This is a genomic window from Streptomyces sp. NRRL S-1813, from assembly GCF_000719605.1.
In the GTDB taxonomy this organism is placed as follows: Bacteria; Actinomycetota; Actinomycetes; order Streptomycetales; family Streptomycetaceae; genus Streptomyces; species Streptomyces decoyicus.
In genome coordinates this window covers 211,610-225,724 of sequence record NZ_JOHB01000009.1, presented here as the reverse complement: position 1 = coordinate 225,724, position 14,115 = coordinate 211,610, and the positions used below count along the sequence as shown (strand labels likewise).

General features: G+C 73.0%; 14 protein-coding genes. 3 read left to right on the top strand and 11 right to left on the bottom strand.

The window, feature by feature from the left end; all coding sequences use genetic code 11:
* Nucleotides 1-120 precede the first annotated feature (120 nt).
* Nucleotides 121-429: a co-chaperone GroES gene (gene groES / locus IF67_RS0116135; protein ID WP_030089482.1), complete on the bottom strand. Its 309-nt coding sequence runs from the start codon at nucleotides 427-429 to the stop codon at nucleotides 121-123.
* Between the two features lie 525 nt (nucleotides 430-954).
* Here groES and IF67_RS0116130 point away from each other — a divergent pair.
* Nucleotides 955-2,313, top strand: coding sequence for an FtsW/RodA/SpoVE family cell cycle protein (locus IF67_RS0116130; RefSeq protein WP_030986204.1), 1,359 nt, complete (start codon nucleotides 955-957; stop codon nucleotides 2,311-2,313).
* A 530-nt stretch (nucleotides 2,314-2,843) separates the two neighbouring features.
* The gene (locus IF67_RS0116125; protein WP_030986202.1) at nucleotides 2,844-4,055 is read left to right on the top strand and encodes a THUMP-like domain-containing protein; all 1,212 of its coding nucleotides are present in this window, start codon (nucleotides 2,844-2,846) and stop codon (nucleotides 4,053-4,055) included.
* A 7-nt stretch (nucleotides 4,056-4,062) separates the two neighbouring features.
* Here IF67_RS0116125 and IF67_RS0116120 read toward each other — a convergent pair whose 3' ends face one another.
* From IF67_RS0116120 to tsaB, 4 genes are all read right to left on the bottom strand, one after another.
* Nucleotides 4,063-4,428: a hypothetical protein gene (locus tag IF67_RS0116120; RefSeq protein WP_030986200.1), complete on the bottom strand. Its 366-nt coding sequence runs from the start codon at nucleotides 4,426-4,428 to the stop codon at nucleotides 4,063-4,065.
* 118 nt (nucleotides 4,429-4,546) lie between these two features.
* Nucleotides 4,547-5,698, bottom strand: coding sequence for a tRNA (adenosine(37)-N6)-threonylcarbamoyltransferase complex transferase subunit TsaD (gene tsaD, locus IF67_RS0116115; RefSeq protein WP_030986198.1), 1,152 nt, complete (start codon nucleotides 5,696-5,698; stop codon nucleotides 4,547-4,549).
* A 5-nt stretch (nucleotides 5,699-5,703) separates the two neighbouring features.
* Nucleotides 5,704-6,375, bottom strand: a complete 672-nt coding sequence (locus tag IF67_RS0116110; protein ID WP_030986196.1) for a GNAT family N-acetyltransferase — start codon at nucleotides 6,373-6,375, stop codon at nucleotides 5,704-5,706.
* Complete coding sequence (tsaB, locus tag IF67_RS0116105) at nucleotides 6,372-7,061, bottom strand: tRNA (adenosine(37)-N6)-threonylcarbamoyltransferase complex dimerization subunit type 1 TsaB (protein ID WP_030986194.1); 690 nt, start codon at nucleotides 7,059-7,061, stop codon at nucleotides 6,372-6,374. The genes IF67_RS0116110 and tsaB overlap by 4 nt, the downstream gene beginning before the upstream one ends.
* A gap of 139 nt (nucleotides 7,062-7,200) precedes the next feature.
* Between tsaB and IF67_RS0116100 the strand changes: the two genes are divergently transcribed.
* Nucleotides 7,201-7,770, top strand: coding sequence for a L,D-transpeptidase (locus IF67_RS0116100; protein WP_030986191.1), 570 nt, complete (start codon nucleotides 7,201-7,203; stop codon nucleotides 7,768-7,770).
* A 40-nt stretch (nucleotides 7,771-7,810) separates the two neighbouring features.
* Here IF67_RS0116100 and IF67_RS44950 read toward each other — a convergent pair whose 3' ends face one another.
* From IF67_RS44950 to IF67_RS0116070, 6 genes are all read right to left on the bottom strand, one after another.
* Nucleotides 7,811-7,978 carry a hypothetical protein gene (locus IF67_RS44950; protein WP_234341114.1) on the bottom strand — a complete coding sequence of 56 codons (168 nt, stop codon included), beginning with the start codon at nucleotides 7,976-7,978 and terminating at the stop codon, nucleotides 7,811-7,813.
* A gap of 341 nt (nucleotides 7,979-8,319) precedes the next feature.
* Complete coding sequence (gene tsaE, locus IF67_RS0116090) at nucleotides 8,320-8,856, bottom strand: tRNA (adenosine(37)-N6)-threonylcarbamoyltransferase complex ATPase subunit type 1 TsaE (RefSeq protein ID WP_030986187.1); 537 nt, start codon at nucleotides 8,854-8,856, stop codon at nucleotides 8,320-8,322.
* 179 nt (nucleotides 8,857-9,035) lie between these two features.
* The gene (locus IF67_RS0116085; protein WP_030986185.1) at nucleotides 9,036-10,394 is read right to left on the bottom strand and encodes an alpha/beta fold hydrolase; all 1,359 of its coding nucleotides are present in this window, start codon (nucleotides 10,392-10,394) and stop codon (nucleotides 9,036-9,038) included.
* Nucleotides 10,391-11,578 carry an alanine racemase gene (alr, locus tag IF67_RS0116080; protein ID WP_030986184.1) on the bottom strand — a complete coding sequence of 396 codons (1,188 nt, stop codon included), beginning with the start codon at nucleotides 11,576-11,578 and terminating at the stop codon, nucleotides 10,391-10,393. The genes IF67_RS0116085 and alr overlap by 4 nt, the downstream gene beginning before the upstream one ends.
* A gap of 59 nt (nucleotides 11,579-11,637) precedes the next feature.
* The gene (locus IF67_RS0116075; protein ID WP_037839427.1) at nucleotides 11,638-12,492 is read right to left on the bottom strand and encodes a L,D-transpeptidase family protein; all 855 of its coding nucleotides are present in this window, start codon (nucleotides 12,490-12,492) and stop codon (nucleotides 11,638-11,640) included.
* Nucleotides 12,493-12,600: 108 nt separating this feature from the next.
* On the bottom strand, nucleotides 12,601-14,025 hold the full coding sequence (locus IF67_RS0116070) for a bifunctional ADP-dependent NAD(P)H-hydrate dehydratase/NAD(P)H-hydrate epimerase (protein WP_030986182.1): 1,425 nt from the start codon (nucleotides 14,023-14,025) through the stop codon (nucleotides 12,601-12,603).
* Nucleotides 14,026-14,115 lie beyond the last annotated feature (90 nt).

Sequence of the window (14,115 nt, the reverse complement as noted above, 5' to 3'; positions counted from 1 at the left end):
CTCTCATTGCGATCCTCGGCCACGACGTGGGGACCGCTGTCGCTCAAACGAACTGCGCCCCTGCCCCGGGTTGGTTAGACGCGGGAACCAGGGGCGCAGATCACGGCAAAACTGGGTGACTTACTTCTCGACGATCGCGAGAACGTCGCGAGCCGAGAGAACGAGGTAGTCCTCGTTGTTGTACTTCACCTCGGTGCCGCCGTACTTGCTGTAGAGCACGACGTCACCGACGTTCACGTCGAGCTCGACGCGCTTGCCGTCCTCGACCCGGCCCGGGCCCACGGCCAGGACGACGCCCTCCTGGGGCTTCTCCTTGGCGGTGTCCGGAATGACCAGGCCCGAGGCCGTGGTCTGCTCGGCGTCGAGCGGCTGGACCACAATGCGGTCCTCAAGCGGCTTGATGGCAACCTTGGAGCTGGTGGTCGTCACGATCCGACCTCCCCCTTCGGAGATCTCACGGGGTTAACTGTCTGAGGTGGCGACCAGGTGGATCCGTCGTCGCGGGTGCCGGACCTGCCCGTCGCTGTGTTTCTGGCACTCCCCACTGGAGAGTGCCAACGCTGAGACTATGACGCGGTTAGCACTCGGTCAAGCGGAGTGCCAGCGCGGCGGGGTGCGCTTCCCTCCGCACGGGTTGACCGGGCGCACGAAGCCGCGACTCCCGGCGGCCCCCACCCCGCCGGTCCCGGCCATCTGCCGCGGGACCGCGGCGGGTTAAGCACCGGCTTACGGACCGCGTTACGGACAGGTCCCTATCAAATCGGACACACCTTCCCGTTCCCTCGCAACCACGCCACCGGCTGCCTCGTCTACCTCCCCGACTGCCGGGCCGACGAACCGGGCACCACCCGGCCGGCCCGCGGCCTTGACGATCAGTGGCGGAGGAAACCCGTGCGTGGACCGACCAGCGTTCCCCGGGCTGCCCGGCGGCCGGAGAGCGACGCCGAGCGCACGATGACGTTCGCCGCGCTGGCCCAGGCACCGGACCGCCGGCGGACCGAGGCATGGCTGCTCGCCCTCGCCGTACTGATCGCGGACTTCGGCTACGCCATCACCGGCCTGTCGATGACCGGCCGGCTGCCCGGCGGGCTGGCCGGCTTCGCCGTCAGCATGTTCTTCGTGGCGCTGGTCCCGCATCTGGTCCTGCGCCGCTACGCGCCCCGCGCCGATCCGCTGATCCTGCCGCTGGCGACGCTGCTGACCGGGATCGGCCTGGTGCTGCTGCACCGCCTGGACCTCACCTATGCGCAGACGCCCCGGCTGAAGATCGCCGAGGCGGCGAGCGGCCAGCTGGTGTGGACGGTGATCGGGGTGGCGGTCTGTATAGCGATCCTGCTGGTGCTGCGCGATCACCGCATCCTCCAGCGCTACATCTATCTGACGATGGTGGTCGCGCTGGTGCTGCTGATGGCGCCGGCCTTCTTCGGCGCCGACATGTACGGCGCCAAGCGCTGGATTCTGCTCGGGCCGCTGTCACTCCAGCCCGGCGAGTTCGTGAAGATCATGATCTCGGTGTTCTTCGCGGGCTATCTCACCGTCAACCGCGATGCGCTGGCGCTGGCCGGACGCCGCGTCCTGGGCGTCCAGCTGCCTCCGGGGCGACAGCTCGCGCCGATCTTCACGATCTGGGTGATCAGCCTGCTGGTGCTGGTCTTCGAACGGGACCTGGGCACCTCGCTGATCTTCTTCGGCGTCTTCGTGATCATGCTGTACATGGCCACCGAGCGCACGAGTTGGGTGCTCTGCGGCCTGGCCATGGCCGCGGTCGGCGCCACCGTCGTCGGCTCCATAGAACCGCACGTCAAGGGCCGGATCATGGCCTGGCTGCACCCGATGGACATCTTTCTGCCCAAGGAGCGACGGCCGCCGGGGCTGATATCCGAGCAGGCCGCGCAGGCACTGTTCAGCTTCGGCAGCGGCGGCATCTCGGGCAGCGGCCTGGGCCAGGGCCACCCGGAGCTGGTCGGCTTCGCCGGTAACAGCGACTTCATCCTCACCACCGTCGGCGAGGAGATGGGGCTGGCCGGCGTGATGGTCGTCATCATGCTGTACGTGCTGCTCGCCCAGCGCGGACTGCGGGTGGCCCTGACCGCCCGCGACCCGTTCGGCAAACTGCTCGCGGTCGGCCTCTCCGGGGCGCTGCTGCTCCAGGTCTTCGTGGTCGCCGGCGGCGTCACCGGCCTGATCCCCCTGACCGGCAAGGCACTGCCGTTCCTCGCCAAGGGCGGCTCGTCACTGGTCGCGAACTGGGTGATGGTGGCCCTGCTGCTACGGATCAGCGACCATGCGCAGCGTCGGCGCGAGCCGGCTTGAGCCCCACGTTTTTGGCTTTCCCGCCATGGTGGTTGTTCGCCGTTTATCGCCCGCTGCGCGGTGCGCTCGCCGTTGCGCCTGCGGCGGGCCGGGGTCGCTGCGCGGGGCTGTCGGGTGCGGTGCCGCTCCTCCGGACTTCGTCCTGCGGCGCGGCCCCTCCCGTTGGAGGGATGAGGGAAGGCTGGTGGGGGTGCTCGTAGGTGGTCCGGTGCTGCTCGTGGATCACATGGAAACGGCCACGCCGGTGGTCCGCCCCCATCCACTTTCACTTTCTCCACTCACGGGAGGGGACGGGCCGGAGGGGCCGGTGTGGGGGGCTTTGCTTCCGAAGGTTTCCAAGAAAGAGCAAAGGCGGAGCGTAAAGCGGAGCAGTCCACACACCAGGCCCCGTCGGCCCGTCACCGCACCCACAGCCCCGCGCAGCGGACCCGCCCGCCGCAGGCGCAACGGCGAGCGCACCGCGCAGCGGGCGACAAACGGTGAAAACCCCCACGGCGGGAAGGCCAAAAACGTGGGGAGACAATGACACCGTGAACGACCTAGACACCTTCTCCGCCCTGCTCGCCCCGGAGGGGCAATCGCTGCTGGCCGAGCTGCGGGACCACGACCCGGCGGACGAGCTGGCGGCAGCCACCCGGCTGCGCCGTGAGCACCCCGCGCCGCTGGTCTCCGCCGCGCTCGGCCAGGCCCGGCTGCGGCAGCGTGCGGTGGCAAAGTTCGGGGCGGACGCGCGGCTGATGTACTTCACGCCCAACGGCGTCGAGCAGTCCACCCGTGCCACGGTCGCCGCCCACCGCGCCGCCCGGCTCGCCGCGCTGGGCGTCCGTACGCTGGCCGACCTGTGCTGCGGCATCGGCGGCGACGCGATCGCGCTGGCCCGCGCCGGGATCCGGGTCCTGGCCGTCGACCGGGACCCGCTGGCCTGCGCCGCGGTCCGGGCCAATGCCGAGGCGCTGGGGCTCGCGGAGCTGATCGAGGTGCGCTGCGCGGATGTGACGGAGGTGGACACCGCCGGATATGACGCAGTGTTCGTGGATCCGGCGCGGCGCAGCAAAGCAAGGGGCGCGCGCATTTTCGATCCCGAGGCGTATGCGCCGCCGCTGTCGTGGGCCGTCGAGGCGGCCCGTAAGGCACCGGTCGCGGCGCTGAAGATCGCGCCGGGGGTGCCGCACGACGCGCTGCCGGAGGACGCCGAGACGGAGTGGATCTCGGACGGGGGCGACGTCAAGGAAGCCGTGGTGTGGTTCGGGACGGCGGTGGACGGAGCGCCGGGTCCCACGCCCGGTGGCCGCCGCGCCACCTTGCTCCCGGCCGGTGACTCCCTGCTCGGCGCCGGACTCCCGGACCCGGAGCCGGGCCCCGTCGGGGACTGGCTGTACGAGCCGGACGGGGCGGTGATCCGCGCCCATCTCGTCGCGGATGTCGCCCGGCAGATCGGCGGCCGGCTGATCGATCCGACGATCGCGTACCTCACCGCGGACCGGCTGGTCGAGACGCCGTACGCGACCGCCTACGCGATCACCGATGTGCTGCCGTTCCACGTCAAGAGGCTCAAGGCGCTGCTGCGGGAGCGCGAGGTGGGCATCGCGGTGATCAAGAAGCGCGGTTCCGCGGTGGAGCCGGAGGAGCTGCGCAAGAAGCTGAAGCTCGGCGGGGGCCGCAAGTCCTGCACGATCTTCCTGACCCGGGTCGGCGGCGCCCCCTCGATGCTGCTGGGGCACCCCGCGGCGGACGCGCCATGAGGGGCCCTCAGGCCAGGTCGGTGAGGTCCTCGGCGTAGATCTGGGAGAGCGGCTGCGGGCCGATGTACTGCTGGCAGGTGCACTGGCCCGCCTCGTACTGCACCGGCTTGTGGTCGGCGTCCCAGGCGACCGCCACCTCCACCCGCTCATGACACTTGCCCTTTTTGTCATGCTTGGCGAGGTGGTGGGTGCAGCCGCACACCGGCTGCGGCGGCTGCTGTGCGGCGGCCAGCTCCTGCCGGTCCTGGCGGGCGGTCTCCAGCCGCTCCATCTTGCGTTCGTGCCGCGTACGCAGCGCCGTACGCGCGGTGTCGGCGACCTTCGCGAAGCCGCCCGCCATGAAGAAGATGAAGACCCACCAGAACCAGTCCACAGCCTGCCGCCTCCCCACATGCGAGCCCGGTGCTGCTGCCAGGGTAAGACCTCGGGCCGGACGTCGGGCCGGGGGAAGCGGGAGGACTCGCAGAACGACAAAACGAGCCCTCGCGGCCTCAGGAGTAGAGGTTGTTCTTGCTCATCTCGTGGACGTGGTCATGGCCGTGGTCATGGTCGTGGTGGTGGCCGGACGGGGCGGGCGGGTCATCGGGGACCTCACCGGGCACATGCGGTTCGGTGACCGGCAGGGACGAGTCGGCGGACAGGTCCCAGGCGGAGGCCGGCCGGTTGCGGGCCACCATCTCCGCGCCCAGGGCGGCGACCATCGCGCCGTTGTCGGTGCACAGCTTGGGCCGCGGCACCCGCAGGGTGATCCCGGCGTCCTCGCAGCGGCGCTGGGCCATGGCCCGCAGCCGGGAGTTGGCCGCGACCCCGCCGCCGATCATCAGGTGGTCCACGCCGCTGTCCTTGCAGGCCCGGACGGCCTTACGGGTCAGCACATCCACCACGGCCTCCTGGAAGGACGCCGAGACGTCCGCCACCGGCACCTGTTCACCGGCCGCCCGCTTGGCCTCGATCCAGCGGGCGACGGCCGTCTTCAGGCCGGAGAAGGAGAAGTCGTAGGCCGGGTCGCGGGGGCCGGTCAGGCCGCGCGGGAAGCGGATCGCGTCCGGGTTGCCCTCGCGGGCGTAGCGGTCGATGACCGGGCCGCCGGGGAAGCCGAGGTGCAGCACCCGCGCGATCTTGTCGAAGGCCTCCCCCGCCGCGTCATCGATCGTCGATCCCAGCGGCCGCACGTCGGAGGTGATGTCCGGGGCCAGCAGGAGGGAGGAATGGCCGCCGCTCACCAGCAGGGCCATCGTCGGCTCCGGCAGCGGGCCGTGCTCCAGCTGGTCGACGCAGATGTGCGAGGCGAGGTGGTTGACGCCGTAGAGCGGCTTGCCCAGGGCGTAGGCGTAGGCCTTGGCGGCCGAGACGCCGACCAGCAGCGCACCGGCCAGGCCCGGTCCCGCGGTGACCGCGATCCCGTCCAGGTCGGAGGCCGCGACCCCGGCGTCCTTCAGGGCCCGCTGGATGGTGGGGACCATCGCCTCCAGGTGGGCGCGCGAGGCCACCTCCGGCACCACCCCGCCGAAGCGGGCGTGCTCGTCGACGCTGGAGGCGACCGCGTCGGCGAGGAGGGTGTGGCCGCGGACGATGCCGACACCGGTCTCGTCGCAGGAGGTCTCGATGCCGAGGACGAGCGGTCCGCCGCGTGAGTCAGCCATGAGTGTCAAGTTCCTTGTACGGAGGGTGCTTCGGAGGAGGTCTGGGTGGTGCGGCGCATGACGAGGGCGTCGTGGTTGCCGGGCTGGTAGTAGCCGCGGCGGAAGCCGATCGGCTCGAAGCCGAAGCGCTCGTAGAGGCGCTGGGCGCGGAGGTTGTCGACGCGCACCTCCAGCAGCACCTCGTGGCATTCGAAGTCCGTTGCGGCTCCGAGGAGTTCGGTCAGCAGCCGGGCGCCGAGGCCGGTGCCCCACTGGTCGCGGGCGGTGGCGATGGTCTGGATGTCGCCGGTGCCGTCGACGGCGGCCAGCCCGCCGTAGCCGACCAGCCGGCCCTCCCGCCCGCCACCCGACCTTCCCCAAGCTCTCAACTCCGTTCGAGCAGGGGAGGCCCCAAGCCCCTCATCGGCGCCTCCCCCGGACGCTGTCCGGGGGGACCCCCAGCGCGGTGGCACCTCCAGCTCGGCGACGAGGTAGCGGCGGGTGGCGTGCGGGCCGCGCGCATGGGCCAGCTCGGACCAGAACATGCCCGGCGACCAGGCGTCCTCGGGGAAGAGCTCCCGCTCGAGCTCCAGCACCGGCGCGATGTCCCACCAGCGCATCTCGCGCAGCACCGCGCCGGGCTGAGGAGCACCCGGCGGGCTCGCCGAGAGGTGGTCGGGCGACGGGCGGGCGGTCACTGGGGAGTGACCACCTTGTAGTTGGCGGGCACCTGGGCGTCCGGGCGGCGCAGGTACATCGGCTGCGGGGGCGGCAGCTCCTCGCCCGCGGCCAGCTTCCCGGCGGCCAGCGTGGCCAGCGCCCCGGCGGACTGGTGCTCGGGGCCCTCGCGCCGTACACCGGTGAAGACCGTGTCGTAGAGCAGGGCGCCCGCACCCACGGCGGGCACGCCGGCCACCTGGTCCGCGATGTCCGCGGGGCGGTCGACGGCGGGCTCGGTCAGCCGCGTGATCGTGCGGGGCGCGGCGTCGCCGGGCGGGGGACTGGCCTCGTAGCGCGCCCAGTAGACCTCCTTGCGGCGGGCGTCGGTGGCCACGACGAAGGGCTCGGTCAGCCCGGAGGCGTAGGCGAGGCCGTCGAGGGTGCACAGGCCGTGGACGGGTACGCCGAGCGCCGACCCGAAGGCCGCGGCGGTCACCAGGCCGACCCGCAGCCCGGTGTACGGTCCCGGGCCCACGCCGACCACGATGTCGCTGACCGCGTCGAGCTTCAGGCCGGCCTCGGCCAGCACCCGGTCGACGGCGGGCAGCAGCAGCTCGCCGTGCCGGCGCGCATCCACCTGGCGGGACTCGGCGAGGACGCGGGTGCCGTCATGGAGCGCGACGGTGACGGCAGGGGTGGCGGTGTCAAGAGCTAGCAGCAGCACGCCCTTAAGACTACGGCTCGGCCGGTGGTACCTGTCGCGGTGCTACCGTCGCCCCCGTAGCCAGCAGCAAGCAGCCCGGCATTCCAAGGCCCGGGGCTCCCCGCCGGAGGCAGGGAGAGGGAGGAAAGGTGGCACAGCGGTGCCCGCTAAGAGCAGCACGATCGTCACCGCGCTGACCACGGCTGCCGTGGTCGTGGTCGGTGTGCTCGGCTACCAGGCCGCGGCGTCCGCTCCGGACACCCTCACCCAGGCCCGCAAGGACAGCCACCACCGTGCGTCCAAGGGGCACTCGGAGCAGGGCCGCAAGAAGGGCAGGGCGCCCGCTCCGGCCGAGGTCCCCGCGGCGTCCGGGAAGGGCCGGCGAATCGTCTACTCGCTCGACGCCAAGCGGGTCTGGCTGGTCGGTCCGAAGGACAAGGCGCTGCGTACGTACCGGGTCGCGCCGAGCACGGTGAGCCCCCCGCTGGGGTCGTACGCGGTCAGCTCGCGTTCGGTGAGCGTCACGGGCTCGGACGGCATCGCGATCGAGCATGTGGTGCGGTTCGCGAGTGTGGACAGCGTCACCATCGGCTTCAGCGCGGCCGTCGACGGCTCGATGCCCGCCGCGGGCTCGACGAAGAAGACCGGCGGCATCCGTGAGTCGCGGGAGGACGGCAAGGCGATGTGGGACTTCGCCCTGCACGGCACCAAGGTCGTCGTGGTCTCCTGACCGCCCGGCGCTCGGCTCCCCGTTTTTTCGCCCTTACGGGCTACGCCGCGTCACGGCCCCCGGTGGACGACCCGGCGGGCCCGGTCTCGTCCTCCCCCGCCGGCTCGTCCGCGGACCCTGCGGGCTTGCCCTGACGGGTTTCCTCGGCGGCGTCGGGGGGCGTGGAAACGGCGCTGGCCGCGGCGCACGCCGCCAGCAGCTCATTCATGGACGGCGTCTCGCGCGCCTCATGACCGGCGCGCCCGACCGCCGCGATCGGGGTCCCCCCGCGCCCTTCAGGCGTGGGGGAAGGCTGGTGGGCCGACATGGACGCCTCCCGGGGCTCCTGGGACGAGCGACAGAAGCTAGGCTTGCTACTTAGGCTGACCTAACTGGGGTCTCCACCCATGTCACCATGCCCGGCACCAGGTATGCAACATCTTACCGACGGCTTGTCGGAAACTACGGGACACGCGACCGGGCCAGAGACCGGTCCGCCCGTCGCCGCACCCGGCCCGCCCGCCGTCGCCACGGCCGTTCACCCCGCCACCGCGCCCGGTCCGCCCGCCGTCAGCAGATCTCCAGCTCGGGCAGGCCGGCGTCCGCCCAGCGCGCGCCGAGGCCGGTGACCGTCACCTCGCGCACATCGTCCGCGGCGTCCACCGGCGCCCCGTCCGCGCCGCCCGGCGCCTCCGCTCCGACGGCGCGCCCGATCACCACGTGCAGCCGGTCCTCGGACAGCTCCTCGACCTTGCCCTCGCCCCACTCCACGACCACCACCGACTCCGGCAGCGAGACATCGAGGTCCAGGTCCTCCATCTCGTCCAGCCCGCCGCCGAGCCGGTAGGCGTCGACATGCACCAGCGCGGGACCGCCGGTCAGCGAGGGGTGCACCCGGGCGATGACGAAGGTGGGCGAGGTCACGGCGCCGCGCACGCCCAGGGCCTCGCCCAGGCCGCGGGTCAGCGTGGTCTTGCCGGCGCCCAGCTCACCGGTGAGCAGCACCAGGTCGCCGGGGCGCAGCAGCGGGGCCAGCCGGCGGCCCAACTCCTGCATCTGTTCGGGTGACTTGACGGTTACGTGCGCAATCGCTGCGGTGGTGCTCATGCCGCAAATGGTACGGCCCGCCCGTCACCCGGCCACCGTCCCTCATCGAAGGCCTTCCGGGACGGCAGCCCTGTCCCCGTCGTCCGGCCACCGCCTCTCCACGACGCCGCCCCGGGCCTGCGGACCTGGTGCGACGGCCTGCCGGACCGCTGTCCGGCAGGCCCCGGGGCCCCGGCGGGTCAGGCGCGGGCGGGCCGCGAGCTGCGGGCCGTCGCGCTCGCCCGCTCCACCAGCGACACCAGATGGTCATTGACCAGCTCGGGCCGCTCCAGCATCACCAGATGCCCGGCGCCGGGGACACACACCAGATCCGCGTCGGGCAGCATCTCGGCGATCGTCCGGCTGTGGTCGGCAGGAGTGATCAGATCGCTCTCCCCGGCGAGCACCAGCGCGGGCACCGCGTCGTACGCCACCAGCGCCTCGGTCTTGTCGTGCACCGCGAACGCCGGGAAGAACTCGGCGACCACATCGATCGGCGTCGCCTCGATCAGCCGCTCGCCGAACCGTGCGATGCCCGGGTCCACCTTCTCCGGTGTCCCGAACGAATACCGCTTGATCATTCCCGCGAAGAGGTCTGCGGTGGCCCGCCGCCCGCGCTCGACGATCTCGCGCTGCCAGCCCAGCGCCTTGAGGACGCCCGGCGCGAGCCAGTGGAAGGCCTTGACGCCCATGGACGGCAGCCCGAAGCCGACCTCGCTGAGCCGGCCGGCGGAGGTGCCGATCAGGGCCACCCCGACCACCCGCTCCGCGACGTACTCGGGGAACTGGTCGGCCAGCGCCATCACCGTCATCCCGCCCATGGAGTGCCCGACCAGCACGATCGGCCCCTCCGGGACCGCGGCGTCCAGCACCGCCTTCAGATCCCGGCCCAGCAGGTCGATGGTGACCGGTTCCGTGCCGTCGATCTGGCCGTGGCCGCGCGAGGAGCGGCCGTGGCTGCGCTGGTCCCAGTGGACGGTGCGCACCGTGCCGCGCAGCGCGGAGCGCTGGAAGTGCCAGGAGTCCTGGCTGAGGCAGTACCCGTGGCTGAAAACGACCGTGGGGGCCTCGGCGCGCCGCCCCAGTGCGGCCGTCAGCCGCTTGCGCAGACCGCCCTGGGCCTCCTGTGCCGCGCGGGCCTCCTTGCCGCGGACGGGCTTGGCGGAGCGGTCGCTCTTGCCGTGTTTGCCGTGCTTGCCGTTCACGGCGGACTTGCCCGTCCCGTCGCCCTTCTCCGGGCGGCCCGGCTCCGGGCCCGGCTCGTCGACCTCGTAGTACAGCTCGGTGCCGTCCTCGGCGATCGCGGCACCCGGGGTGCCGCGCAGCGTGCCGTACGGGCCCGCGGCGTCCAGTGCGAGCCGGGCGCGGCGCCGCATCCCGCGGCCGACCGTCATCCGCTCTATCGCCACACCGGCCGCGGCACCCGCCGCGACCACGCCGATCGCTGCGCCGGCGACACCGGCGTGCCGGCCCGCCCGCGCCCAGTTAACGGCCGCCTCGGCCGCCGCCTCTGCCGCCGCCTCGACCGCCTGCGCGGCGGCCTCCTGTCCCTCGGTCATGCCGTGCCCCCCGTAAGCGCACTGTTCCCTTCGGCTTCGCTCCGTATGCCGCTGTCCACATAGACGCGTGGCACCCGGGATCCGATCCGGGTGACGATTTCGTAGCCGATGGTTCCGGCCACCCGGGCCCAGTCCTCCGCGGTCGGCTCACCGCGGTCCCCGGGGCCGAACAGCACCGCCGGATCGCCCGGCTCGGCGCTGTCGCCGCCCAGGTCCACCACGAACTGGTCCATCGCGATCCGCCCGGCGACCGTCCGCCGCTTGCCGGCGACCAGCACCGGGCCGGTGCCGGAGGCGTGCCGCGGGACGCCGTCGGCATAGCCGAGCGGGATCAGTGCCAGGGCCGTGGCGCCGGGCGTCGTGTAGTGATGTCCGTACGACACGCCGTGGCCGCCCGGTACGCGCTTGACCGACGCGAGCGAGGCCTCCAGGGTCATCGCCGGCCGCAGCCCGAAGTCCTGGGAGGTGCCGACCTCGGGGCTGGGCGAGATGCCGTAGATGCCGATGCCGGTGCGGACCAGGTCGAAGTGCGCCTCGGGCAGGGTCAGCAGGGCCGGGGTGTTGGCGATATGCCGCACCTCGGGGCGCAGTCCGGCCGTCTCGGCGGTCTTCAACGCCTCGTGGAAGACATCCAGCTGGGCGGCGATCGAGGGGTGGCCGGGCTCGTCGGCACAGGCGAAGTGCGACCAGACGCCGGTGACGGTCAGCGCGCCCTCGGCCTCGGCGGCGCGGGCGGCCGCGGTCAGTTCCGGCCAGTCGGCGGGCGGGCAGCCGTTGCGGCCCAGGCCGGTGTCGACCTTGAGCTGGACGCGGGCGGCGCGGCCGCACGCCCGCGCCGCCGCGACCACCTCGCGCAGCGCCCACAGCGCGCTCACCCCGACGTCGATGTCCTGCTCGACGGCCTGTTGCCAGGGGCCGCCCGGCGTCCACAGCCAGCACATCAGCCGCCCGGTGTCACCGGCCGCACGCAGCGCGAAGGCCTCCTCGGGCAGCGCCGTGCCCAGCCAGCCCGCACCGGCCTCACGGGCGGCGCGCGCGCAGCGCACCGCCCCGTGTCCGTAGCCGTCGGACTTGACCACGGCCATCAGCTCTGCCCGGGGTGCGCGGTCCCGCAGTGCACGGACGTTCGACCGCACGGCGGCGACGTCGATGGCGGCACGGGCGCGCTTCGCTGTCTCGTTCATCCCCCTCAGTGTTGCAGGCCACGCCGCGGCACCCCGGGGGACGGGCGGGAAAACCGTGCTCACACGCTGGGTTTCCGCCCCCAGACGTACACCACGTCCCCCTTCTTCAGCAGATCCCACAGCTTCCGCGCATCGCTCCATGTGAGGTTGACGCAGCCGTGCGAGCCGGGCCCCTGGTAGATGTCCTCGTAGACGCCGTGCAGCGCCTCGCCGCGGTCGAAGAACTGGGCGAACGGCATCGAGGTGCCGTAAAGGTTGGAGATGTGCCTTCTGTGCCGCAGGTAGATCCGGTACGAACCCGTACGGGTCTCCATCGTCGGCGCCCCGGAACGGATCGCCACCGGGTCGAAGATCACCCGTCCGTTCTGCTGCACCCACATCAGCTGCCGGTTCAGATCGACGCACGCGGTCCGCTCGCGACGGTCGGGGCAGCGGCCGGCCCGGTTGGGGTCCTTCCTGGCCCGCATCACCCGCACCGTCGCGCCCGTGACCGGCCCCGCGAATCCGGTCGCCGGGGCGATGCGGTGCGCCTGCTGGAACCGCCGGATCGCCCGGCAGTCCCCCGCACTCTGCCGCCCGTCCACCTCCCGCCGCAGATAGCGCTCCGCCTGCCGCTGGAACGGCCCGGTCGCCCGGCTGCACGCCGCCGCCCTGGTGCCGTGGCGCACCGCCTCGGACCGCGGCACGTACTCGATGTGCGGCTGCCGCCCGCGCGTCTGCGCCCGGCCGGCGGTCTCCTGCGCGGCCGGCGCCTGCGGATCGCGCGGGATGCCGGGGACCAGGTCGGCGGCCGGGTACGAGACGGGCTCGGAGACCGCGTGCGAGACGGGCGACGGTGCCACGGCCTGCGCGGGAGGCCCGGCGACAGTGAGCAGCGAGGCGCAGACCAGCAGCGCCGGAAGAGTGCGTTTCATGCCCTCACGCATGCCGTGGCCGCGCGCCCGTACCGCCCGTCGGGCACCAGGTTCGCCCTGGTGCCCGCCCCATTCCCCCGCGGGGCGTAATGCCGGGCGCGCCGGCTGTCAGCCCGTCACATCCCGCCAGGCGTCGGCCAGATGACCGGCGACCTCCGAGGCCAGGATCGGCGCGCCGGCCGGCCCGGCCGCGCGGCGGGCCGCCAGCCCGTGCAGATACGCACCGGCCGACCCCGCGTCACGCGCCGTGAGCCCCGCGGCGAGCAGCGACCCCGTCACCCCCGACAGCACATCCCCGCTCCCGGCCGTCGCCAGCCAGCTGGTCCCCGTGGGATTGGCCCGCACCGGCCCGTCCGCCTCCGCGATCAGCGTCGTCGAGCCCTTGAGCAGCACCGTGGCGCCGTACCGCGCCGCCAACTCCCGTACGGACGTCAGCCGTGCCGCCTCGACCTCCTCACGGCCGCATCCCAGCAGCGCGGCGGCCTCCCCCGCATGCGGCGTCAGCAGCGTCGCGGCCGTGCGCTCCGCGACCCGACGGGGCGTCAGGAACCGTAGTCCGTCCGCGTCCACCAGCACCGGCACCTCCGACGCCAGCACGTCCTCCAGCGCGTCCGACTCCTCGCCGATGCCGGGACCGATCACCCATGCCTGCACCCGGCCCGCCTTGTCCGGCGGCCCGGCATGCACCAGCGTCTCCGGAAAGCGCGCCAGCACCGCCTCGGCGGCCGGACCGACATAGCGCACGGCCCCCGCACCGCCCCGCAACGCGCCCGCCACCGCGAGCACCGCCGCCCCGGGATACCGCGCGGACCCGGCGACCACTCCGACCACACCGCGCCGGTACTTGTCGCTCTCGGGCACCGGACGCGGCAGCAGCTCCGCCACGTCCGCATGCTGCAACGCCTCCATGCCGGCGTCCTCGGGCAGCGTGAGCCCGATGTCCACCAGCCGCAGCGCCCCGGCCCGCTCCCGTGCCGGGTCGATCAGCAGCCCCGGCTTGTACGCGCCGAACGTCACCGTCGCATCGGCCCGTACGGCCTCCCCCCGCACCTCACCGCTGTCCGCGTCCACACCGCTGGGCAGATCGACGGCCACCACCGGCGCCGACTCCCATGCCGCACGCGCCAGTTGGGCGGCCTCCGGGCGCAGTCCGCCCCGTCCCCCGATGCCGACGATCCCGTCCACGACCAGATCGGCCCGCGCGATGTCCCGCAACGCATCGTCCGAGACGCGCCCCCCGGCCGCCCGCAGCGCGCCGAGCCCGCCCTGGTGCGCCCGTTCGGGCGAGAGCAGCACCGCCGCCACCCCGGCTCCCCGCCGCGCCAGCCGGGCACCGGCGTACAGCGCGTCCCCGCCGTTGTCGCCGCTGCCCACCAGCAGCACCACCCGGGAGCCGTACACCCGCCCCAGCAACTCCGCGCAGGCCGCGGCCAGTCCGGCCGCCGCCCGCTGCATCAGGGCCCCTTCGGGCAACCGGGCCATGAGCTCTCGCTCCGCGGCCCGCACGGTCTCCACGCTGTAGGCAGTCCTCATACCGACAAGTCTCGCCCCTCACCCACGGGGTACGGGGGATTTCCCCTCCCGGCGGCGGCCTCCCCGCAAAGACGGCGCCCGTCCACCGCG